The 23,812-nt window shown below is 37.2% G+C and carries 23 protein-coding genes and 1 other annotated feature; of the genes, 21 read left to right on the plus strand and 2 right to left on the minus strand.

Annotated features, from left to right (window positions below; all coding sequences use genetic code 11):
* Nucleotides 1-47: 47 nt before the first annotated feature.
* The 21 genes from sigG to hprK all read left to right on the plus strand — a co-directional run bounded on the left by sigG (nt 48) and on the right by hprK (nt 22,245).
* Complete coding sequence (sigG, locus tag MKX53_RS05550; protein ID WP_093535302.1) at nt 48-827, plus strand: RNA polymerase sporulation sigma factor SigG; 780 nt, start codon at nt 48-50, stop codon at nt 825-827.
* A gap of 285 nt (nt 828-1,112) precedes the next feature.
* Nucleotides 1,113-1,346 carry a YlmC/YmxH family sporulation protein gene (locus tag MKX53_RS05555; RefSeq protein ID WP_093535300.1) on the plus strand — a complete coding sequence of 78 codons (234 nt, stop codon included), beginning with the start codon at nt 1,113-1,115 and terminating at the stop codon, nt 1,344-1,346.
* An 80-nt stretch (nt 1,347-1,426) separates the two neighbouring features.
* Nucleotides 1,427-2,119 carry a YggS family pyridoxal phosphate-dependent enzyme gene (locus tag MKX53_RS05560; protein ID WP_340909736.1) on the plus strand — a complete coding sequence of 231 codons (693 nt, stop codon included), beginning with the start codon at nt 1,427-1,429 and terminating at the stop codon, nt 2,117-2,119.
* 1 nt (nt 2,120) lies between these two features.
* Nucleotides 2,121-2,594 (plus strand): cell division protein SepF, encoded by a 474-nt coding sequence (locus MKX53_RS05565; protein ID WP_340909737.1) that lies wholly within the window; start codon nt 2,121-2,123, stop codon nt 2,592-2,594.
* 18 nt (nt 2,595-2,612) lie between these two features.
* Nucleotides 2,613-2,876 carry a YggT family protein gene (locus tag MKX53_RS05570; protein ID WP_093535294.1) on the plus strand — a complete coding sequence of 88 codons (264 nt, stop codon included), beginning with the start codon at nt 2,613-2,615 and terminating at the stop codon, nt 2,874-2,876.
* A gap of 48 nt (nt 2,877-2,924) precedes the next feature.
* Entirely contained in the window at nt 2,925-3,713 is a 789-nt protein-coding gene (locus MKX53_RS05575; protein ID WP_340909738.1) for a YlmH family RNA-binding protein, read from the plus strand.
* A 98-nt stretch (nt 3,714-3,811) separates the two neighbouring features.
* Nucleotides 3,812-4,321 carry a DivIVA domain-containing protein gene (locus tag MKX53_RS05580; RefSeq protein WP_340909740.1) on the plus strand — a complete coding sequence of 170 codons (510 nt, stop codon included), beginning with the start codon at nt 3,812-3,814 and terminating at the stop codon, nt 4,319-4,321.
* A 49-nt stretch (nt 4,322-4,370) separates the two neighbouring features.
* Nucleotides 4,371-4,592: a binding site (T-box leader), on the plus strand.
* 74 nt (nt 4,593-4,666) lie between these two features.
* On the plus strand, nt 4,667-7,417 hold the full coding sequence (gene ileS / locus MKX53_RS05585; protein WP_340909742.1) for an isoleucine--tRNA ligase: 2,751 nt from the start codon (nt 4,667-4,669) through the stop codon (nt 7,415-7,417).
* Nucleotides 7,418-7,698: 281 nt separating this feature from the next.
* Complete coding sequence (gene lspA / locus MKX53_RS05590) at nt 7,699-8,175, plus strand: signal peptidase II (RefSeq protein WP_093535286.1); 477 nt, start codon at nt 7,699-7,701, stop codon at nt 8,173-8,175.
* Nucleotides 8,175-9,101: an RluA family pseudouridine synthase gene (locus tag MKX53_RS05595; RefSeq protein WP_340909745.1), complete on the plus strand. Its 927-nt coding sequence runs from the start codon at nt 8,175-8,177 to the stop codon at nt 9,099-9,101. The genes lspA and MKX53_RS05595 overlap by 1 nt, the downstream gene beginning before the upstream one ends.
* Before the next feature lie 224 nt (nt 9,102-9,325).
* Complete coding sequence (gene pyrR / locus MKX53_RS05600) at nt 9,326-9,865, plus strand: bifunctional pyr operon transcriptional regulator/uracil phosphoribosyltransferase PyrR (RefSeq protein WP_093535739.1); 540 nt, start codon at nt 9,326-9,328, stop codon at nt 9,863-9,865.
* Nucleotides 9,866-9,893: 28 nt separating this feature from the next.
* The gene (locus MKX53_RS05605; RefSeq protein ID WP_340909747.1) at nt 9,894-11,213 is read left to right on the plus strand and encodes a solute carrier family 23 protein; all 1,320 of its coding nucleotides are present in this window, start codon (nt 9,894-9,896) and stop codon (nt 11,211-11,213) included.
* A gap of 183 nt (nt 11,214-11,396) precedes the next feature.
* Nucleotides 11,397-12,275 (plus strand): aspartate carbamoyltransferase catalytic subunit, encoded by an 879-nt coding sequence (locus MKX53_RS05610; protein ID WP_340909750.1) that lies wholly within the window; start codon nt 11,397-11,399, stop codon nt 12,273-12,275.
* Between the two features lies 1 nt (nt 12,276).
* The gene (locus MKX53_RS05615) at nt 12,277-13,557 is read left to right on the plus strand and encodes a dihydroorotase (protein WP_340909751.1); all 1,281 of its coding nucleotides are present in this window, start codon (nt 12,277-12,279) and stop codon (nt 13,555-13,557) included.
* Nucleotides 13,554-14,654, plus strand: coding sequence for a carbamoyl phosphate synthase small subunit (locus tag MKX53_RS05620; RefSeq protein WP_340909752.1), 1,101 nt, complete (start codon nt 13,554-13,556; stop codon nt 14,652-14,654). Before MKX53_RS05615 ends, MKX53_RS05620 begins: the two co-directional genes overlap by 4 nt.
* Nucleotides 14,647-17,844, plus strand: coding sequence for a carbamoyl-phosphate synthase large subunit (carB, locus tag MKX53_RS05625; RefSeq protein ID WP_340909753.1), 3,198 nt, complete (start codon nt 14,647-14,649; stop codon nt 17,842-17,844). The genes MKX53_RS05620 and carB overlap by 8 nt, the downstream gene beginning before the upstream one ends.
* Nucleotides 17,841-18,617, plus strand: a complete 777-nt coding sequence (locus MKX53_RS05630) for a dihydroorotate dehydrogenase electron transfer subunit (protein WP_340909755.1) — start codon at nt 17,841-17,843, stop codon at nt 18,615-18,617. Before carB ends, MKX53_RS05630 begins: the two co-directional genes overlap by 4 nt.
* Nucleotides 18,614-19,528 (plus strand): dihydroorotate dehydrogenase, encoded by a 915-nt coding sequence (locus MKX53_RS05635; protein ID WP_340909757.1) that lies wholly within the window; start codon nt 18,614-18,616, stop codon nt 19,526-19,528. Before MKX53_RS05630 ends, MKX53_RS05635 begins: the two co-directional genes overlap by 4 nt.
* Nucleotides 19,525-20,235 carry an orotidine-5'-phosphate decarboxylase gene (gene pyrF / locus MKX53_RS05640; RefSeq protein ID WP_340909759.1) on the plus strand — a complete coding sequence of 237 codons (711 nt, stop codon included), beginning with the start codon at nt 19,525-19,527 and terminating at the stop codon, nt 20,233-20,235. The genes MKX53_RS05635 and pyrF overlap by 4 nt, the downstream gene beginning before the upstream one ends.
* Nucleotides 20,232-20,864, plus strand: coding sequence for an orotate phosphoribosyltransferase (pyrE, locus tag MKX53_RS05645; RefSeq protein ID WP_340909761.1), 633 nt, complete (start codon nt 20,232-20,234; stop codon nt 20,862-20,864). Before pyrF ends, pyrE begins: the two co-directional genes overlap by 4 nt.
* A 457-nt stretch (nt 20,865-21,321) precedes the next feature.
* On the plus strand, nt 21,322-22,245 hold the full coding sequence (hprK, locus tag MKX53_RS05650; RefSeq protein WP_340909763.1) for an HPr(Ser) kinase/phosphatase: 924 nt from the start codon (nt 21,322-21,324) through the stop codon (nt 22,243-22,245).
* A gap of 141 nt (nt 22,246-22,386) precedes the next feature.
* Here hprK and MKX53_RS05655 read toward each other — a convergent pair whose 3' ends face one another.
* A complete protein-coding gene (locus MKX53_RS05655; protein WP_340909765.1) occupies nt 22,387-23,157 on the minus strand; it encodes a hypothetical protein in 771 nt (256 codons plus the stop codon).
* A gap of 154 nt (nt 23,158-23,311) precedes the next feature.
* Nucleotides 23,312-23,584, minus strand: a complete 273-nt coding sequence (locus tag MKX53_RS05660; RefSeq protein WP_340909766.1) for an alpha/beta-type small acid-soluble spore protein — start codon at nt 23,582-23,584, stop codon at nt 23,312-23,314.
* Nucleotides 23,585-23,812: the final 228 nt, after the last annotated feature.

A 23,812-nucleotide genomic window follows, 5' to 3' on the forward strand; every position in this document is an offset into this window, starting at 1 on the left:
ACCGGACAAACTGACTTAGAACAATTAAAAAGTCCGGAGGAAGATCTATGACGAGAACAAAAGTTGAATTATGCGGCATTGATACATCTAAGCTTCCTTTACTTAAGCATGAAGAAATGAAAGAATTATTTATCCGATTACAAGCTGGTGAAGAATCTGTTAAAGACGAACTAGTAATGTGTAATTTAAGGTTAGTTTTAAGTCTAGTACAAAGGTTTGCTTACAGGGGAGAGCAAGCTGATGATCTGTTTCAAGTTGGTTGCATTGGACTCATCAAGTCTATTGAGAACTTCGATCTAAAGCATAACGTCCGTTTTTCAACGTATGCAGTTCCTATGATTATTGGAGAAATAAAAAGACATTTACGTGATCACCATTCAGTACGAGTATCAAGATCTTTGAGAGATATTGCATATAAAGCTATGAAAGCAAAGGAACAGTTTATAAACGAGCATCTACAAGAGCCAACCTTGGATGATTTATCCAAAGAGCTAGATATTCCGGTGGAAGATATTTTAATTGCTCTAGATGCCATTCAGGATCCAGTGTCTTTGCAAGAACCGATATTCAGTGACGGTGGCGATGCTATTTATATGATGGACCAATTATGCGACAATGATGTATCGGAAGATCAATGGGTCACTTATTTTACTGTGAAAGAAAGTTTTCAGAAGCTAGATACAAGACAAAAGAAAATATTAACGAAGAGAATTTATTATGGTGCAACGCAAACAGAAATAGCAATGGACTTAGGGCTATCACAAGCGCAGATATCTCGATTGGAAAAGAGTGCTTTATCCACTATTCAAAGTCAATTGAATCCATAATATTACTTCAGCAAAAACGTTTTTTTCTTTCTAGAAAAAAACGTTTTTGTTTTTTTTGATAAATTTAGAAAACGACAATAGTTAATACGTTTTGCAAGTCGCTGGGATGGTTATTTCCCGGTTTGCGTGTAAAATATTGACGATACCATATTGTTAAAAGTGTGTATTCATCCTAACAAAGCTAGTAATAGAGTTCCCTTATGAGTAAATCCAAACAAAGGTTTCATCATAATGGAATGGGTTTTTTTCCTATTTCGTTCATATACTAAATAAAGGGGGTTAGTGATGAAATTTTCAGATGCACAGCAAAAAGAAGTAATAGAAGCGAAAAGTGGTCAATTATTAGGCTATATCGTGGATGCAGAAATTGATAAAGACACTGGTTTTATTATTTCATTTATAGTAGAGGAAAATGGCGCTTATCCAACTTTTTTTAATAAAAAAAGAGAAACGAAGAAAATAGCGGTACAAAATATAGCGATAATTGGAAAAGATGTTATAATTGTCTCAAAAATATAGTCTTACAATGTTCTTCATTGATAAAACAACTTTTCATTGATACAATAAATATAAACAATTGATGAAAAGTTGGGTTTCGAATGACAAATGTAAAACAAAATTTAGAACAAATTCAACAACGTATGCAAAGTGCTAGCAATCGAGCAAATAGAAAGTTAGAAGATATAACTCTAATTGCAGTTACAAAGGAAGTTTCTGTTAATCGAACAAATGAAGTAATCGAGAATCGTGTTATGCATTTGGGTGAAAATAGACCAGAGGGTTTAAAGAAGAAGTTAGATGCCATTTCTAGTGATGTTCAATGGCATTACATAGGGTCACTTCAAACAAGAAAAGTGAAATCAGTAATTAATCATATAAAATACCTGCATTCATTGGATCGGATGAGCCTAGCAGATGAAATTGAGAAAAGAGCTACCTCTACGAAGGATTGTTTTGTACAAGTAAACGTATCGCAAGAAGAGTCAAAGCATGGTCTTCCTTATGATGAAGTAGAAGCATTTATAGATCAACTCCACAACCATGAAAAAATTCGTGTTATTGGACTTATGACGATGGCTCCTAATACAGAAGATGACACAATCATCCGAAATGTTTTCCAAAAATTGAAGCAACTTCAAAGTAAAATAGCAGCTAAACAAATAGTTAACGCACCTTGTACAGAACTTTCCATGGGAATGTCTGGAGACTTTGAAATAGCAATAGAAGAAGGTGCTACCTTTATAAGAATTGGAACAGCATTGGTTGGAAAAGAGAAGGAGGGTATTGAATAGCATGAAAAACTGGATGAAAAATTTCTTTTACTTAGATGAAGAAGAGGAAGCATCAGAAACGCAGCAGTCAAGACCTCAACAACAAAAAACGGTAGATAACAATATAAAGCAACAAACAGCAAAGTCAGTACCTAAAGAACGTAAATTCAATACGACGCCCAAGGAAATAAATACTCCTAATCTTGTTAGTATTCAAAATGTCCAAAAGTCTTCCAAGGTAATATTAATAGAGCCGAGAGTATATGCAGAAGCACAAGATATATCTGAACACTTAAAGAGTAAAAAAGCAGTGATTGTAAATTTGCAACGTATTGACAAGGAACAAGGAATTCGAATTATCGACTTTTTAAGTGGAACAGTGTACGCTTTAGGTGGAGATATACAAAGAATAGGTACGGATATATTCCTTTGTGCACCCGATTCAGTAGAAGTCGATGGTGCAATATCGGATTATTACTATAACGACCTAGATTAACAGAGGAGTAATTATACTATGGCATTAGTTTTAACTTTATTAAGTTTAGGTGTTCGAATTTATTCGTATGCATTAATTGCATATATTTTAATGTCTTGGGTACCTAGCATTCAACAATCGAGTTTCGGGAAGTTTTTAGGTAGAATTTGTGAACCTTACTTAGAACCGTTTAGAAAAATTATTCCACCACTAGGAATGATTGATATTTCACCAATCGTTGCAATTTTTGTATTAAACCTAGCAATGACGGGTATATATTATATAGCTAATATAGTTCTCTAACCTCACTTCCGTGGGGTTTTTTACTATAATTGAAAGGGAAATATTATAATGGAAAATGTAATGCAACATTTTAGAAAAGAAGAACAGCCTTTTATTGAGCAGGTTGTTAGTATGATGCGGGAAGTAGAGGACCGATATGCTCCTAAGTTAACGGACTTTCTAGATCCTAGGCAGCAATTTATAGTAGACTCGATTCGTAGACAATATGAAGATATTGGTTCTAGCGCTGAAGGTGCATTAGAGGATGCGGAGAGAAGAAGAGTTCTATTGTTTCCTTCCTATTATGTTTCATCGGAAATTGATTTCTCTATGAGGGTAGTTGAGGTCCATTACCCTACTAAATTTGTAACGTTAAAACATAAGGACGTGCTTGGTTCGATGATGTCCTTAGGAATTGATCGTAGTAAATTTGGAGATATACGTGTACAAGATGGTGCCATTCAGTTCGTTGTAGCTTTAGAGGTACTGGATTATGTACGAGCTAATTTTACATCTATTGGAAAAGTGAAAGTTCATATCGATGATGTAGGAAATCCACAAGACTATTTTGTTCAACAGGAGGAATGGATGACTGAGACCTTAACGGTAAGCTCACTCCGTTTAGACACTGTAATTGCCTCAATTTTTAATATTTCTCGTCAAAAGTCTGCATCTCTTATTCAAAGTGGGAAAGTGAAAGTGAACTGGTCCGAGAAAGATCAAGTATCCCTTGAATTACAAGAACTCGATCTCATTTCTATAAGAGGACATGGAAGAGTGAAATTAATCATGATGGAAGGCAGGACAAAAAAAGATAAAATTCGATTACAAATAGGTAGATTAGAACTAAAAAATTAATTTTTATAAGAATATTTCAAATATAGATGTATTCAATCTCGTAGAAATGTATAATGGGAGAAAGAATACAAGTTTAGTAAAGTGAAGGAGATGTTAAAATGCCACTAACACCACTTGATATACATAACAAGGAATTTAGTAAAGGATTTAGAGGGTACAATGAAGACGAAGTAAATGAATTCCTTGACCAAATAATGAAAGACCTTGAAATTTTGACAAAAGCAAAAAAAGAATTAGAAACAAAGCTTAAAACTTCAAGCGAACAGGTTGGTCATTTTACTTCGATTGAAGAAACCCTACATAAATCCATTGTCGTTGCTCAGGAGGCTGCAGAAGAAGTCCGTCGCAATTCACAAAAAGAAGCGAAGCTGATTGTGAAAGAGGCAGAGAAAAATGCTGACCGAATCGTTAATGAAGCTTTAACGAAAGCTAGAAGAATTGCGATGGAAATAGAGGATCTAAAAAAACAATCAAAAGTATTCCGCAATCGCTTTAAAATGTTAGTAGAAGCACAGTTAGACTTGATCAATACTGATGATTGGAATCATTTAATGCAATATGATGTGGATACAGAAGTAATTGATCGACTATCTGTAACAGAAGATTAACATTTCTTGACTCATCGCCATACTTTACCTATAATAATTTCATATCATATAATATGCGTAGAAAAAGACGTCTAAATTTGTTTTTGATAAAGCGACCTGAGGATGGTGAGAGCTCAGGAATATAAACTCTTTAGATTATCACTTTGGAGCAAGGGCACTGAACTTTTTAGTAAGTGTCTTCGGTTAGTGCCCCGTTATGGCATTCTAAGCGGCGATTTTTTGAGAAATCGCAAGTAGGGTGGTACCGCGAGCATAACTCCTCGTCCCTTTTTGGGATGTGGAGTTTTTTTGTTTACGTGTAGATTAATACAATTTTTACGTTTTTACTAATTAGGAGGTAATAAGATGGAATACAAAGATACGTTATTAATGCCTAAGACAGCTTTCCCAATGCGTGGAAACTTACCGGTGAAAGAGTTAGAAATCCAAGCAAAATGGGCAGAGCAGAATATCTATAAAAAAGTACAGGATCATACAAAAGATCGACCATTTTTTGTACTGCATGATGGACCACCGTACGCAAATGGTGATCTTCATATGGGTCACGCATTAAACAAAGTATTGAAAGATATGATTGTCCGTCATAAGTCTATGACAGGTTTCCACGCACCGTATGTTCCAGGTTGGGATACACATGGTCTTCCAATCGAGCAAGCATTAACAAATAAAGGTGTGAAACGTAAAGAACTGTCTTTAGCAGAGTTTAGAAAGCTTTGTGAAGAGTATGCTTATCAACAAATTGATAATCAACGCTCGCAGTTCAAACGTCTGGGTGTTCGTGGTGACTGGGAAAATCCATATGTTACATTGACTCCTGATTTTGAATCACGTCAAATCGAAGTATTCGGTGCAATGGCTAAAAAAGGATACATTTATAAAGGATTAAAGCCTGTTTACTGGTCACCTTCAAGTGAATCAGCATTAGCAGAAGCTGAAATTGAATACCAAGATAAAAAATCACCATCTATCTATGTAAGCTTTAAGGTAACGGAAGGTAAAGGAGTTCTTGAAGAAGGAACAAAGTTTATCATTTGGACTACAACACCTTGGACTATTCCTGCGAACTTAGCTATTTCTTTACATCCAAAAGTGGAGTATGCAGTTGTCGAAACGAAGGGTTCTAAGTTTGTTGTTGCATTAGATTTAGTAAAAGCTGTGGCAGAAGAATTAGGCTGGGAAGAATACACAGTAGAGCGTACACTATTAGGTCAAGAAATGGATCGCTTAGTTGCAAAACATCCTTTATACGATCGTGATTCTCTTATCATTCTTGGGGAGCATGTAACAACTGAATCTGGTACTGGTTGTGTTCATACAGCGCCTGGTCACGGGGAAGATGACTTTTATGTTGGTAAAGCTTATGGATTAGATGTCCTTTGTCCAGTGGATGACCGCGGTGTTATGACTGCTGAAGCACCAGGTTTTGAAGGATTATTTTATGATACAGCTAACAAAGCAATTACAGAAGCTCTAGAAGCTGCTGGTGCACTTGAGAAACTTACATTCTTTACGCATTCATATCCACATGACTGGCGTACAAAAAAACCAGTTATTTATCGTGCTACTGCTCAATGGTTTGCTTCAATTGAGGCATTTAGAGATGAATTACTACAAGCAATTCGAGATACAAAATTTACTCCTGCATGGGGAGAGACTCGTCTATTTAACATGATTCGTGATCGTGGAGACTGGTGTATTTCTCGACAACGTGTATGGGGAGTTCCAATTCCGGTATTTTATGGGGAAGATGGAGAACCAATCCTGACAGAAGAGACGATTTCACATGTTTCTAAACTATTCCGAGAGCACGGATCGAATATTTGGTTTGAAAGAGAAGCGAAGGAATTATTACCTGAAGGATTCACTCATATTGGTAGTCCAAATGGTATCTTTACAAAAGAAACAGATATCATGGATGTATGGTTTGATTCGGGTTCATCTCATCAAGGTGTTCTAGAAGAACGGGATGATTTAGTATTCCCAGCTGACTTATACCTAGAGGGATCAGATCAGTATCGTGGTTGGTTTAACTCTTCTCTAATCACAAGTACAGCTATGTTTGGTCATGCTCCTTATAAAGGATTGTTAAGCCATGGTTTCACATTAGATGGCAATGGTCGAAAAATGAGTAAATCCTTAGGTAACGTTATCGTTCCTTCCAAAGTGATCAATCAGTTAGGTGCGGACATTGTACGTTTATGGGTAGCTTCCGTGGATTATACAGCAGATGTACGTGTATCTGATGCGATTTTCAAACAAGTATCCGAAGTATATCGTAAAATTCGTAATACTTTCCGATTCTTGCATGGTAATATCAGTGATTTCCATCCGGTTAATAATCGTGTGGAATTTAAAGATCTACGTGAAGTCGATCAATATATGTATATGAAACTTCAAGAAGTAATTTCTACAGTAAGAGCGGCATATGATCGCTATGATTTCGCAAGTGTATACCATACGATTAATAATTTTGTATCAAGTGAGCTAAGTTCATTCTATTTAGACATTGCAAAAGATGTTGTGTATATCTATGGGGAGGATCACCCAGATCGTCGTGCAATGCAAACAGTTATGTATGATACGCTACTAGCGCTATTAAAACTATTAACACCTATTCTGCCTCATACAACAGATGAGCTTTGGGCTTACTTAGAGCATGAAACAGCAGAAAGTATTCAATTAACAGATATGCCAGAAGCAGTCAATTATCCTGAATTTAAAGAGTTAGCAGCTAAGTGGGATAAAATTATGGAATTACGTGATGATGTTCTAAAAGCATTGGAAGAAGCACGTAATGCAAAAACTATTGGTAAATCATTAGAAGCTAAAGTAGCTCTATATGTAAATGATGACTATAAAGAATTATTTGAAACAGATGCGATCGACTTCGCTCAATTGTTTATCGTTTCTAAGTTTGAATTAGGCGGGGCTCCTTCTGAAGCTCCTGCTAACAGCTTGGCATTAGAACATGCTTCCGTTGTAGTAGAAAAAGCAGATGGTGAAAAATGTGAGCGTTGCTGGACAATTTCTGAAACAGTGGGAACAGTAGAAGCACACCCAACATTATGTGCACGTTGCGCAGAGGTTGTGAAGTAAATAGTACGAAGAAAATGTGGTCCTATTTTATATAGGGCCACATTTTTAAATATTTCGTTTTAATGAAGATAGCCACAAATTCAACAATATACCTCGTAACTGTAATGGAAGCCTATAATAAAGCCGATCTAGCACATAATACAAATACTCCTCATAAGCTGAAGAATATTTTCTATATTGAAATTTCTCTGCTCTTTTACGAATTGTATGGTTCTGTGTTAAACTAAGTGGAGAGTGTTCAATTTTTTACTGTAAAGAATTTGTTATGTGGGGGAAATAATGTGTGGAAATTTTATGGACTAGCTGCTTTTTTCATTGCGTTAGATCAATGGACCAAATGGCTTGTCGTTAAGAATATGTCACTTGGTGAACGAATTATTTTGTGGGACCCTTACCTAGCGCTACTTTCTCATAGAAATAAAGGAGCAGCCTGGGGCATTCTGCAAGGAAAAATAGGATTCTTTACCATAGTCACTATCATTGTTATCATTGGAATTATCTATTACTTCCATAAAGAAGCAAAAGGAAAACCGATGTTTCAAGTTGGTTTGATGTTACTGCTTGGTGGAGCAATTGGGAACTTTATTGACCGACTTTGGAGAGGCGAAGTAGTAGATTTCGTCGATGTTTTAATACCTATTATCAATTATGATTTTCCTATTTTTAATGTGGCGGATGCTGCACTAACTATCGGAGTTATAATTATAATAATATTTGTATTTCAGGAAGAACGAGCTGAAAAGAAAAAGGTGAAGTAATGGAAGATTTAACATTTATTATTGAAAATGAACAAGCAAAAGAGCGTATTGATAAAGCAGTGGCATCTTTTGAATCAGATTGGTCACGTACGCAGATTCAAAACTTTATAAAAGATGGACATGTTACTGTAAACAATGAACCAGCTAAGTCCAATTATAAAGTGAAAGTAGGAGATGTTATTGTCGTAACACCTCCCGATGCTATACCACTGGATATCCAAGCAGAAAACCTAAATTTAGAAATTATTTATGAAGATGCGGATGTTGTAGTAGTTTATAAACCTCGTGGAATGGTAGTACACCCTGCACCAGGTCATACAACTGGGACCCTCGTTAATGGTTTAATGTATCAGATTAAAGATTTGTCGGGTATTAACGGAGTAATGCGACCTGGAATTGTGCATCGTATTGACAAAGATACGACAGGTTTACTGATGGTAGCTAAAAATGATGTTGCCCATGTCTCTTTAGTAGATCAACTGGTTAAGAAAACAGTTACTCGTAAATACACAGCAATTGTGCACGGTCGAATAGCGCATGATAAAGGGACAATAGATGCACCTATCGCTCGTGATAAAAGAGAAAGACAAAATATGGCAGTAGTGGATAACGGCAAACATGCTGTTACACATTTCCGCGTATTAGATAGATTTGATAAATTTACGTTAGTGGAATGCCAATTAGAAACTGGACGTACGCATCAAATTCGTGTGCATATGAAATATATTGGTTACCCACTTGCTGGAGATCCAAAATATGGTCCGAAGAAAACGATTAACTTTGATGGACAAGTTTTACATGCAGGATTATTAGGTTTCATTCACCCGAAAACGGGAGAATACTTAGAGTTCTCATACCCTCTTCCAGATGATTTTACTAATTTGATACAAAATTTAAAAAATCAAACGTTGATTAATGAGGAATAGTACTCTATACTGAAAACAAGCAAACATTTACTTGCTAGTAATTTAAAAACTATATAGCTTCACCTTTAATAACAGTCCAGAGAGGCTGAGAAGGTACATGTGAACGTGACTCACTATCAATCTGCGGATTTTTAGGAATCACTCTACTTAATAACGCATTTACAACCTTCTAGGCTCTCGAGTCTAGAAGGTTTTTTATTTTGTTCAAAGGAGATGAGAAGGTAATGGGAGAAAAAGCAAATATTCTAGATGAGAAAGCGATAAATCGAGCACTCACAAGAATTGCACATGAAATTATTGAACGTAACAAAGGAATTGATGAGTGTATTCTAGTGGGCATTAAAACTAGAGGAGCGTTTTTAGCGAAACGTTTAGCAGATCGGATCGAGGTAATTGAGGGCAAGCCGATAAAAACAGGAGAGCTCGATATTACACTTTATAGGGATGACTTATCGTTAAAAAATAATACTGATGAACCTTTAGTACAGCAAGTGGATATTACGCATGATGTGAAAGATAAAAAAGTTATTCTAGTGGATGATGTTTTATACACAGGTCGAACAGTACGAGCGGCGATGGATGCAGTTATGGATCTTGGAAGACCAGCTCAAATACAGTTAGCAGTATTAATCGATAGAGGACACCGCGAGCTACCTATTAGAGCAGATTATGTTGGCAAAAATATACCCACTTCTAGTGGGGAGAGAATTGTCGTCAAAGTAACGGAAACAGACGAGGTAGATGCAGTATCCATTTACGAATAAGAATCTATTTAAAAGGTAGGGAAAATTCATGTCAAATGCCATTTTAGATGTAAATGATAAGCCATCAAGTGGACAGCTCATCACTTTAAGTTTTCAACATATGTTTGCAATGTTCGGATCGACTATTTTGGTACCGCAACTAGTAGGTTTGAGTCCTGCAATTGCATTATTAACAAGTGGGATTGCAACAATAATCTTCTTACTCGTAACTAAATTTCAAGTGCCGGCATATTTAGGATCGTCGTTCGCATTCATCGCACCAATTCTTGTGGCAGTAAATGGCTTGAATGAAGCGGGGGAAGCTATTAATCCGGGTAATGCAATGATCGGTGCGGTTTTCGTAGGATTGGTTTACGGAATTGTGTCGCTAGTAATTTGGAAAAGTGGCTATAAGTGGATTATGAAGCTGTTACCAGCAATCGTTGTTGGACCAGTCATCATGGTCATTGGATTAGGACTATCTGGTGTTGCAGTAGATATGGCGATGAATATAACAAATGCAGATTCAGGCTTAAAAGAATATAGCTTCTTACATTTCTCAGCGGCATTAGTTACTTTGTTTACAGCAATAGTCTGTACGGTTTTCTTTAAAAATATTATTAGTACAATGCCAATCTTAATAGGTTTAGTGGTGGGTTATATATATTCCATTATTATCGGGATTGTTGACTTTGCTCCAATTAAAGAAGCGAAATTATTCGCTTCACCAGACTTTTTGCTACCTGGGGTACATTATAACTTTGTCATTACTACGAATATTTTACTAGTAATGGTGCCAATCGTTATCGTTACTATATCCGAGCATATTGGACATCAGCTCGTATTAGGAAAAGTTGTAGAGAGAGACTACATAAAAGAACCAGGGCTGCATAGATCATTATTAGGTGATGGCTTAGGTACTTTAGTAAGTGCACTTATCGGTGGTCCACCTAAAACTACCTACGGGGAGAACATTGGAGTTTTAGCCATCACTCGTATTTATAGTGTCTATGTGATATTGGGTGCTGCTGTTGTGGCAATTCTACTATCATTCTTTGGAAAAGCGATGGCAGTTATATCAACGATACCAACAGCAGTCCTAGGTGGCGTATCTATTCTGTTATTTGGGATAATTGCAGCAAGTGGTTTACGGATGTTAGTTGATGCAAAAGTAGATTTCGGCAATAGTCGAAACTTAGTTATTGCATCCGTCATTCTCGTAATAGGAATTGGAGGAGCAAAATTCATCGTTACGGAAGCACTTAGCATTGAAGGAATGGCTTTAGCAGCAATTATCGGAGTTATACTAAATCTCATCCTACCTGGAAGAAAGCAAGCAGAAAGTACGGATTTATATCAAACTAAATAATTGGCCTTTTAAGAAGTTGAACAGTGAGTCAGCAAAAGGTTCGGATAGCAAGTTGGGACATTTCATATGATCCTGCTACTTGTCTATGCTTAAACGAACCTTCTCGAGACTTTTTCGAGGAGGTTTTCCTATTATTTGGATATTATCAAAAAATGCTTGGTGGGAAAGAAAGGTAGATGTTAAATGAAAAATTTGGTATCAATGAAAGAATTATCGACAGATCAAATACTTTCCATATTAAATCAAACAAAAGCGTTTCATGATGGCACTTCCTCAACTTTGAGGAATAATTACATGGTTTCAAATCTGTTTTTTGAGCCTAGTACCAGAACGAAGATGAGTTTTGAAATGGCAGAAAGAAAGTTAAATCTAGAGGTCCTTCCATTCGATGCTGGATTCTCCAGCACCCTTAAAGGGGAAACACTTTATGACACAGTAAAAGTTTTAGAATCTATCGGTCTAGATGTATTAGTAATTAGGCATGAACAAAATAATTATTTTGAGGAACTCGTTGGAAAAGTAAAACCTGTAATTATTAACGGGGGAGACGGTACAGGAAATCATCCGACTCAAAGCCTTTTGGACATTTATACTATTTGGCAAGAGTTTGGGACCCTGCAAAATAAAGTAATAACAATTGTTGGGGATATTAGCCATAGTCGTGTTGCCAGATCAAATGCAGATGCACTTACAAGACTAGGCGCACAAGTCCGATTTGTATGTCCACCAGAATGGCAAGGAGAATTCGAAGCATTTATTAATTTCGACGAGGTAATAGAAGATAGTGATGTTCTCATGATGCTTCGTGTTCAACACGAAAGACATGATGGGAAGACAATATTTTCTAAAGAGCAATATCACAAAGCGTATGGTCTCACACTAGAACGAGAGAAAAAAATGAACAAAAGTGCAATTATCATGCATCCAGCACCATTTAACAGAGATGTGGAAATAGCCACTGAATTAGTTGAATGTAATCGATCAAGAATCTTTAAACAAATGGAAAACGGTGTTTTTGTTCGCATGGCTGTCATTGAAATGATTTTGAAAGGGAGAGAATAACATGACGAAAATTATTCAAAACGTTCAAATAGTTAACAATGAAGGGGAATTTGAAACGACTGCTGTTTTAGTTGAAGATGGTAAGATTGCTGCAATCGGAGCCAATGTCACATCAACTGTAGCACAACAAATAGATGGTAAGGGTCTCTTGCTCTCTCCAGGGTTTATTGATGTTCATGTACATTTACGTGAGCCAGGTGGAGAGCAGAAGGAAACGATAGAAACAGGAACGAATGCTGCCGCTAAAGGGGGCTATACAACTATTTGTGCTATGCCAAATACAAGACCAGTGCCTGATACAGCCGAAAACTTCTCACATGTTTTAGATTTAGTAGAGAAAAACGCACTTGTACGTGTCTTGCCATATGGTTCTATTACTATTCGACAAGCAGGTAAAGAAAGAACAGATATTAAATCGTTGAAAAATCTTGGAGCCTTTGCTTTAACAGATGATGGTGTTGGTGTTCAAGCTGCAGGTACAATGCTGGAAGCAATGGAAGAAGCTGCGAAATTTAATATTCCAATTGTTGCGCATTGTGAAGATAACTCGTTAATCTACGGTGGAGTTATGCATAAAGGAAAACGAAGTGAAGAGCTTGGATTGAAGGGGATCCCATCAGTTTCAGAATCCGTACATATTGCGCGTGATATTTTACTCGCAGAAGCAGCAGGGGCTCATTATCATGTATGTCATGTAAGTACAAAAGAATCTGTACGAGTAATACGAGACGCTAAAAAAGCAGGTATTCACGTAACAGCGGAAGTAAGTCCTCATCATTTAATACTTTGTGAGGATGATATTCCATCTGATGAAGCAATTTGGAAAATGAACCCACCACTTAGAGCTAAAGAAGATATGATGGCACTACGAGCGGGGTTAGTAGATGGAACTTTAGATTTTATCGCCACTGATCATGCTCCTCATACAGAAGAAGAAAAATCAAATGGATTTGAAAAAGCGCCGTTCGGAATTGTCGGTTTAGAGACAGCATTCCCATTATTATATACTCACTTCGTAAAACCTGGTGAGTGGACATTACAGCAACTATTGGATTACCTAACTATTAAACCAGCCAAAGTATTCGGATTTGAGTTCGGGAAGCTTGAAGTAGGAGCACCAGCGGATTTGGTTTTAATAGACTTAAAAAAAGAACAAAAAATAGATAAAGTAACATTTATATCTAAAGGAAAAAATACACCATTTAACGGGTGGGATTGTAATGGTTGGCCACAACTGACAATGTATAACGGAGAAATCGTATGGCAGGAGGAACAAATATGAAAACAAGATATTTAATATTAGAAGACGGTACGGTGTTTAAGGGAAATGCATTTGGTAGTGATGCAGGGACAATTGGTGAAGTGATTTTTACAACTGCCATGACAGGCTATCAAGAATCTATATCAGATCCTTCTAACTGTGGACAAATATTGACGTTTACATATCCAATGGTTGGTAACTACGGTATAAATCCTGATGATTTTGAAGCTATTAAAATAGGTCTTTCCGGAGTGGTTATAAGAGAGCTTGCGGAACAACCTTCAAATTTCAGAAGTACAGGTACTTTGAGTGAATTTTTAAAAGGGAGAAACGTTCCTGGAATTGAAGGAATTGATACGAGAAAGCTTACTCGTATTATTCGTATGCATGGTTCTCTAAAAGGCAGACTTACAAATGCTGGTGAAGAAGTGAATGTGGATCAAGTTGTAAAAGAACTTCTCGCTACGGAAATCCCCAAAAATGTAGTACAACAAGTTTCTATAACTCGTCCATATCCAAGTCCCGGACGAGGAAAGAGAGTCGTACTTGTGGACTTTGGTATGAAACACGGCATATTAAGAGAGCTAAATAAAAGAGATTGCGATATTATTGTTGTCCCTTATAATACATCAGCAACTGAAATTCTAGGTATGTACCCTGATGGTGTCATGCTATCTAACGGACCTGGAGATCCAACTGATATTCCAGAAGCAATTGAAATGGTCAAAGGAATTATTGGGAAAGTGCCGATTTTCGGAGTATGCCTTGGACATCAACTTATTTCACTTGCAAGTGGCGCTACATCCTTCAAGTTAAAATTTGGACATCGCGGAGGAAATCACCCAGTAAAAGATCTCAGAACTGGAAGAACAGAGTTAACTTCTCAAAATCACGGTTATGCAATTGATGCAGATTCCATCGCACAAACAGATTTAGAAATAACACATATAGCGTTAAATGATGGCACGGTTGAAGGAGTAAGACATACTAAATTCCCAGTATTCTGTGTTCAGTTCCACCCAGAAGGATCATCGGGACCAGAAGATTCAAAACATCTATTTGATGAGTTTATTGAACTAATGAATGCTGAAAGCAAAAAGGAGAGTTCACATGCCTAAACGTAAAGATATAAAAACAATACTAGTAATAGGTTCTGGTCCAATTGTAATCGGCCAAGCAGCGGAATTCGATTATGCGGGTACACAAGCATGTATCTCACTAAGAGAAGAAGGCTATAGTGTTATTTTAGTGAATTCAAATCCTGCAACTATTATGACAGATACAGAAATTGCAGATAAAGTTTATATTGAACCTCTCACGTTACCATTTGTTAGTAAAATCATTCGTAAAGAACGTCCAGATGCCATCTTACCAACACTTGGGGGACAAACTGGACTAAATATGGCAATTGAACTCGATGAGTCCGGCATTTTAGATGAACTAGGAATTGAAATATTAGGTACAAAACTGGAAGCTATTCACAAAGCGGAAGACAGAGATTTATTCCGAACGTTGATGAATGAATTAAATGAACCAGTTCCCGATAGCGATATTATTCATAATCTGGAAGAAGCAAAAGCATTTGTTGAGCGAATTGGTTATCCAGTTATTGTCCGTCCGGCATTTACAATGGGTGGAACTGGCGGGGGTATTTGTTATAACGATAACGATTTAGCTGAAATAGTGACAAGTGGTTTAAAATATAGTCCGGTTACACAGTGTTTACTGGAGAAATCCATTGCTGGATATAAAGAGATAGAATATGAAGTAATGCGTGATTCTGCGGATAATGCAATTGTTGTATGTAATATGGAAAACTTCGACGCTGTTGGGATCCATACTGGGGACTCAATTGTTGTTGCTCCTACACAAACATTGTCGGACCGAGAAAACCAAATGCTTCGAAATGTATCTTTAAAAATTATTCGTGCACTTAAAATTGAGGGTGGATGTAATGTACAGTTAGCACTGGATCCACATAGCTTCAATTACTATATTATTGAAGTGAACCCACGAGTTAGCCGTTCTTCTGCATTGGCATCAAAGGCAACTGGCTATCCAATTGCAAAACTTGCCGCTAAAATTGCTGTTGGTCTTACGTTGGATGAGATGATGAATCCAGTTACCCAAAAAACCTACGCTTGCTTCGAGCCAGCATTGGATTATATTGTTGCCAAAATTCCTAGATGGCCATTCGATAAATTTGAATCGGCAAAACGTAATCTAGGAACACAAATGAAAGCTACTGGAGAAGTAATGTCTTTAGGACGTACATTTGAGGAAGCAATTCTTAAATCAGTACGTTCACTGGAAACTGGGCACTTCCATATCGAAATGAAAAATAGTGAATCAATTACAGATGCGTGGATGGAAAAACGTATTCGTCGTGCGGGTGATGAAAGATTATTCTTTATAGGAGAAGCACTCCGCCGTGGAGTATCTGTAGAAACGATACATGAGTGGAGTCAGATCGATCAATTTTTCTTAAACAAGCTTCAAAATATTGTAAAGTACGAACAAGTAATCCAAGCAAATCCTTTCGATCAAGAAGTGTTATATAAAGCAAAACGTATGGGCTTTGCAGATAAAACTATTGCGAAATATTGGCATGTAACTGAATTAGAAGTTTATAAATTTAAAAAAGAAAATGGAATTGTACCAGTTTATAAAATGGTCGATACGTGTGCAGGGGAGTTTGAGTCTGAAACACCTTACTTTTACGGAACATATGAAGAGGAAAATGAATCTATTCGTACGGAAAAGGAAAGTGTGATTGTGTTAGGGTCAGGACCGATCCGTATTGGTCAAGGGGTTGAGTTTGACTATGCAACTGTACATTCTGTATGGGCGATTAAAGAAGCGGGCTATGAGGCAATTATTATTAATAATAACCCTGAAACAGTTTCAACCGATTTCTCCATTTCAGATAAATTATATTTTGAACCACTCACATTAGAAGATGTTATGCACATCGTAGACTTAGAGCAGCCAAAAGGGGTAGTTGTTCAATTTGGAGGACAAACAGCTATCAACCTAGCTGCTGGGCTGGAAGAAAGAGGCGTGAAAATTTTAGGTACAACGCTAGAGGACATTGATCGTGCAGAAAATCGTAATAAGTTTGAAGCAGCTCTTCATGAAATAGATATTCCACAGCCACTCGGAAAAACTGCTGTGTCTGTAGAAGAAGCAACGACCATTGCCAATGAAATAGGATACCCAGTATTAGTGAGACCTTCATACGTACTTGGTGGGCGTGCCATGCAAATTGTCTACACCGAAGATGAGATTAAACATTATATGGAGAATGCGGTGGAAGCAAGTCCTGAAAAACCAGTTTTGATTGACCGCTACTTAACTGGAACAGAAATAGAAGTAGATGCAATTTGTGATGGTGAAAATGTGTTAATACCAGGAATCATGGAACATATTGAACGTGCAGGAGTCCATTCTGGTGACTCAATTGCTGTGTATCCGCCACAGAAGCTTTCGCAATACCAGATGGATACATTGGTAGATTACACAACAAGACTTGCAAAAGGATTGAAAATTGTTGGATTGATGAATATTCAATATGTTATTTCAAAAGATGAGGTTTATGTTATTGAAGTAAATCCACGTTCAAGTCGTACTGTACCATTCTTAAGTAAAATCACATCGATTCCGATGGCGAATATCGCAACAAAAGCGATTTTAGGTCAATCAATTGTAGAACAAGGTTATACACCAGGACTTGCTCCAACTAGCCCAGGTGTATATGTAAAAGTACCAGTGTTCAGTTTTGCGAAACTTCGTCGTGTAGACATTACACTCGGACCTGAGATGAAATCTACTGGCGAAGTAATGGGCAAAGATATCACGCTTGAAAAAGCATTATATAAAGGTTTAGTAGCAGCGGGTATGGAGATTAAAGATCATGGCACAGTGCTAATGACTATCTCAGATAAAGATAAAGCAGAAGGTATCGAAATTGCGAAAAGATTCTATGCAATAGGATTTCGCATTATGGCTACTCAAGGTACTGCTGAAGCAATTAAAAATGTTGGGATTCCAGTAGATATCGTTGATAAAATAGGTTCAAAAGGAACTACTTTACTAGATGTAATTCAAAAAGGGGAAGCACAATTTATCATTAATACGTTAACAAAAGGAATGCAGCCAGAACGTGATGGATTCCGTATTCGTAGAGAATCCGTTGAAAATGGCATCCCTTGTTTAACTTCATTAGATACTGCAGAAGCAATGCTGCGTGTCATTGAGTCAATGACATTCTCAACTGAAACGATGAAACATCAGGAGGTAAAAGCATGATTAGACAAGAACAAATGCAAGTCGTAAAACAAAGTGCTATTGCGACGAACATTTTTGAACTCACATTGACTGGACAGTTAGTACTGGATATGAAACAACCAGGACAATTTGTCCATCTAAGAGTGTCTGATCAAATGGAACCTTTGCTAAGAAGACCAATAAGTATTTCATCTATAAATGAAAAAACTTTAGAATTTACAATGATATACCGCGCAGAAGGCAGAGGGACTACACTTCTTTCTGAAAAGAAACCAGGGGACCAAGTGGATGTACTTGGACCCCTTGGAAATGGTTTTCCGATTGATAAAGTAGAAGTGGGTCAAAAGGCTTTGCTAATAGGTGGCGGAATTGGTGTGCCACCTCTATTTGAACTATCTAAAAGGCTAGTGGAAAAAGGTGTAAAGCCTATTCATGTATTAGGATTTCAGTCGGAAGATGTTGTTTTTTTTGAAAAACAATTTCAAGAACTTGGAGAAACTTATATTGTAACAGTGGACGGTAGCCATGGCTCTACTGGATACGTAACAAATGTGTTAGAAAAGCTAGAAGATGATTTTGCAGTTTACTATAGCTGTGGACCAACACCGATGCTAGCTGCTCTAGAAAAACTATACCCAGAAAAAGAAGGTTATTTATCTTTTGAACAACGTATGGGTTGTGGAATAGGGGCATGTTTTGCTTGTGTTTGCAATACAACAGAAAAAATAGAGGCTGATTATGTGAAGGTTTGTTCAGATGGTCCAGTGTTCCCGTCAGGAGTTGTTCGAGTATGAATAGATTAGCTACCCTTTTACCAGGTCTTTCTTTGAAAAATCCAATCATGCCAGCTTCTGGTTGCTTTGGGTTTGGTAAAGAATATGCGAAGTTATATGATTTATCGCAATTAGGTGCCATTATGATAAAGGCTACAACTCCTGAAACAAGATTAGGTAACCCTACACCACGTGTGGCAGAAACGCCGTCAGGAATGTTAAATGCAATTGGCCTGCAAAATCCAGGCCTAAAGAAAGTATTAGAAAATGAACTGACTTGGCTCGAACAATACGAAGTGCCGATTATAGCAAATGTTGCAGGCTATACTACAGAAGATTATGTCACGGTAGCAGAGGCAATCTCTCAAGCACCAAATGTTCATGCTCTTGAGCTAAATATTTCTTGTCCAAATGTGAAGCAAGGGGGAATTACATTTGGAACAGATCCTCTTATTGCCGAGGAGTTAACAAAAGCTGTAAAAGCTGTTTCCTCTGTCCCTGTATATGTGAAGCTATCTCCAAATGTAACGGATATTGGAGAAATTGCAAAAGCGGTAGAAGCAGGCGGAGCTGATGGTATTACGATGATTAATACATTATTAGGATTGCGCTTAGACACTAAAACTGGTCGTCCAGTAATTGCAAATGTAACTGGTGGTCTTTCCGGTCCAGCTATTAAACCAGTAGCACTTCGTATGGTTTATGATGTAGCCCAAAAAGTGTCTATCCCCATTATTGGAATGGGTGGTATTACTAACATTGATGATGTCGTGGATTTCTTATCGGCAGGAGCAAGTGCGGTTGCGATAGGAACAGCAAACTTTGTTGATCCATTCATTTGTCCTAATTTAATCGAACAGCTTCCAGCAAAATTAGATGAACTAGGATTTAACACCGTAACAGATTTAGTTGGAAGGAGCCATCGACTATGAAAAACAGTCCAATTATTGCTTTAGACTTTGCTTCTGCAGAAGATGCATACCAATTTCTCACTCCATTTGAGAAGTCATTATTTGTAAAAGTAGGGATGGAATTATATTTACAAGAAGGGCCTTCTATTGTGTATAAACTAAAAGAGATGGGTCATGATGTTTTTCTTGATTTGAAGCTACATGATATTCCAAATACAGTAGGGCATGCGATGAAAGGTCTCGCTCGTTTAGGAGCAGATTTGGTGAATGTGCATGCGGCAGGTGGAGTAGCAATGATGATTGCAGCGCGTGAAGGATTAGATGCTGGCACCGCTGCTGGCAGTAAAAGACCTTCTATTATTGCTGTAACGCAACTAACATCCACTTCTGAATTGCAAATGCAGCAAGAACAGCTGGTACAAACAACGATAGACGCATCAGTTGTTCATTATGCAGAGCTAGCTAAAACGGCAGCGCTAGATGGAGTCGTATGCTCCGTTTTAGAATCCAAGAAAATTGCATCTGTCTGTGGTGAAGGATTTTTACGTGTTACTCCTGGTATTCGTTTAGCAGAAGGAGAAGCGCATGATCAGGTACGTGTTGCAACTCCAGCGAATGCTCGAATCTTTGGTTCTTCTCATATTGTGGTAGGTCGTGCAATAACAAAAGCGAATGACCCAGTACAAGCATATGAAACTATTTTAAAAATGTGGGAGGAAAATGCATGAGCTTAGAAAACAAAATTGCCAAGGCACTTCTAGAAGTTGGTGCAGTTGCATTAAAACCGAACGATCCATTCACATGGGCTTCTGGTATTAAATCTCCAATATATTGTGATAACCGTATTACGATGTCATCACCTGCTATTCGAAAAGAAATTGCTCAGGGATTAGCAGAAGCCATCGACAAAAACTTCCCAGGAGCTGAAGCAGTAGCTGGTACGGCAACTGCGGGGATTCCCCATGCTGCTTGGGTGAGTGATGTACTGGAACTTCCGATGATGTATGTACGTTCAAAAGCAAAGGAACATGGTCGTGGCAATCAAATTGAAGGTAAAGTAGTCGCAGGACAAAAAGTAGTAGTCATTGAAGATCTAATCTCGACAGGTGGAAGCAGTCTAGTGGCAGTTGAAGCCCTTCAAAAAGAGGGTCTAGAAGTACTAGGTGTTGTTAGTATTTTTACTTATGGACTACTAAAAGCAGATCATGCATTTGAAGAAGCAGGGATTTCGTTCGTCAGTTTAACAAATTACGATGCTTTAACAACTGCTGCAAAAGAAGCAAGAATGATTAAGGAAGAAGATATTCCTATGCTTGCTAAATGGCATAGTGATTTAAAAAGTGGACTACTACAATAGACTAGGTTGTAAACGATCTCTCTACAAAAGAGGGATCGTTTTCTTATAGACAATTTTAACTTGAAACTAATTCTATACTTACTCGTATATTTAGAAGGCTTTTTGTTAAGGGTATTGTGAGCAAAAATTACATAGTATTCCGTTTCCATCACATACAGACCGAGGTTGGAGTTTTTGGCTTGAATTTATAAATAAGCATTTTACAATACAATATACTGCTCGTAATCTATATAGAAAAGATATGATTATTCTAGATGACTGTAAGCGTTTAGAATAATTCTTGCAGACCGCAGAGTAGTTGCCATTCCTTTAATACTTGCGATTGGCTTAGAGATAAGGCACTGTTATTTAAGAGTTGGATGGGAAATGTAGACCTTCATCAAACTAGAAATGAATAGTTATGCACTTATTTTTGTTATATGATGAGTTAATGATATGGAGAGAGCGAGTGTAAGCGATGAAAATTTTAACTGTGATGGACCTTGTGAATAGATTTTCTCTAGAAGTTTTATCTGGTCACAATCAATTCCATCGGGGAGTAAAGAAAACAAAAGTTCGACGTCCAGGCTTGGAGTTTATGGACAAGTTCGATTTTATAGCAACGGAACATATTCAAATCCTAGGGAAAAATGAAATAAATTATTTACACACACTCCAGATTGAAGAGTGTAAGTTACGTATAGGTAACATTATTCAATACGATCCACCTTGTATAATAATTACCTCCAACCAGGCCGAGCCTCCCGGTCTAATACAATATTGTGTAGAAAATGATATCCCACTATTGCGCACTCCTGATTCTACAAGCGCAGTAAGTGCAAAACTAGATGCATTTGTTGTAAAAGCGATGGCTCCAGAGATTTCAATTCATGGTGTTTGTGTGAATGTATCTGGTATGGGCATTTTGTTGCGGGGGAAATCTGGTGTCGGTAAAAGTGAAACAGCACATACACTAATAGGGCGTGGCCATAGGCTAGTAGCAGATGATATCGTTGTGTTAAAAAAGCTAAGTCCACAGACTCTTTTAGGTTCCCATAATGAGAAAAACAAAGAATTTTTGGCGCTACGAAGTATTGGTTTGTTGAATGTAGTCCGCCTATATGGCCGCACTGCATTTCAAGAGGAAACTCGAATCGCATTAGATATTGAGTTAACTAAATGGGAAAGCAATACATTAAATAATGAATTAGAATTAGAAACAAAATTTATAGATTATATGGGTGTTCAAATACCACATATGCAAATCCAATTACAACCTGGTCGTGATGTTGCGGGACTTATTGAGGCAGCGGCAAATAATTGGTATTTAAAACAGCAAGGATATAGTGCTGCAGAAGAGTTTGTAAAGCGATTAGAGGAAGATTTTGAAGAGGAAGGTTAATATTAATTGTTGGTTACATCATTTTAGCAATAGGACTGTAATACTTGATGGGATAACTGAAAACGTGCTATGTAGTCACTCGAAGTTTTCGACTGGTACTGAGCACGTTTTCAGTTTGAAGAAAGTATAGTCAAATATTGCTTATTGTAGAATGTTTGGTGTAGTTGAATTCTTATGACTTGATTTCGATACTTCTACTATGATGGATGAGTCTATATTCGAATTGTTAGATTTCCCGTTTGTATCAGTGTTTGCTTTTGCGGGAGCAGCTTGCTTATTATTAGTACTAGAAGCTGATTTTGAGTTGTTTCCACTTGATGTAGCATTTTTCTTGCTACTTCCCTCACTAGTTCCGGAAGCTTGTTTTTGCTCATTTTTAGTACCTGATGATTGTTGTGAACTTGCCATATTCGTTACTTCTTTGACTGCTTGACTTAACTGAGGGGCAATAGTTTGAGCGAGGTTACTGATTGATGATGAATTACTCCCCATATTACTTTGATCAGCTGAATTGCTAGTCTGATTCCCTCCTACGTTCTGTGAGCCAGAAGTATTTTGAGACGAATTAGCATTTGTTAGTTTTTGTGCAAGACTTCCAACCATTTGCATGATTCCACCATGCTGGTTGTCAGTATTCCCACCTGATGCATATTGTCCTGTTTGAGATCCTTGTGCACCTGATTTAGCATTTTCATTTGCTAAATTATCCATCACCGTACCAATCGCTTTCGTCGGACAAAACTTTGTTGCTCCTTCAGCAGCTTTCATAGAACCAAAAAGGACGAGCATCTTCCCGCTTCTGCTTTTAGGTTCATGTAAAAGTCGTACAGTTCCATAAGTGGTCATTACTGAACCTAACATGAACCGAAAGAAAGCTGTTCCTGGACTAAGGTTTTGTTGGTTAAATGCCATTTGTCATGACCTCCTCTTTTCATTTTTTATTTCTCGGGAAATATTTTAATGTCAAAAAACAGATAATTAATTTAATCTTATCTGTTTCAGCATTATAATCCCCCCATCTACAGGTTTTATGCTATTGAATTGTTTTCCTTATCGATAGAGGGAATTATCTTTTCTTCATTTGATTTTGCGCCATTCTTACCATTTCTTTCACCATACTCCCACCAACTGGTCCACCAATTTTGCCTGCTTGTGCTAAAGTCAGTTTACCGTTATATCCATTATTTAAGGGAATACTTAATTCATCTGCAACTTCGTATTTTACATCGTCCGGATTATTGCTTTTTAGCTTATAACCTTGCTCCTTCATAACTCGCAACTTTAATTTATCTAACTCCTCACGTGCAGAAGGTACTAGTATTTTATTTTTTTGCGCCATTTTGTTTCACTCCTTTTTGGTAGTCTTTCCGCAAAAGGAAAGCTTATTCTTTTAAAGATAATGCCCGATGCATAAAGAATTATATTTAAATAACTAGGAATTCACCTCACCCTAATATTTTAAATGATTTTAATTAATATAATTAATTTCATTAATATCGAAAAAGATACTATAATATCATTTGGCGGTAAAAAATATCGCCATTTAAATAGGATTCCTATACAATAT

This window comes from Psychrobacillus sp. FSL K6-4615, assembly GCF_038008225.1.
Classification (GTDB): Bacteria; Bacillota; Bacilli; order Bacillales_A; family Planococcaceae; genus Psychrobacillus; species Psychrobacillus psychrotolerans.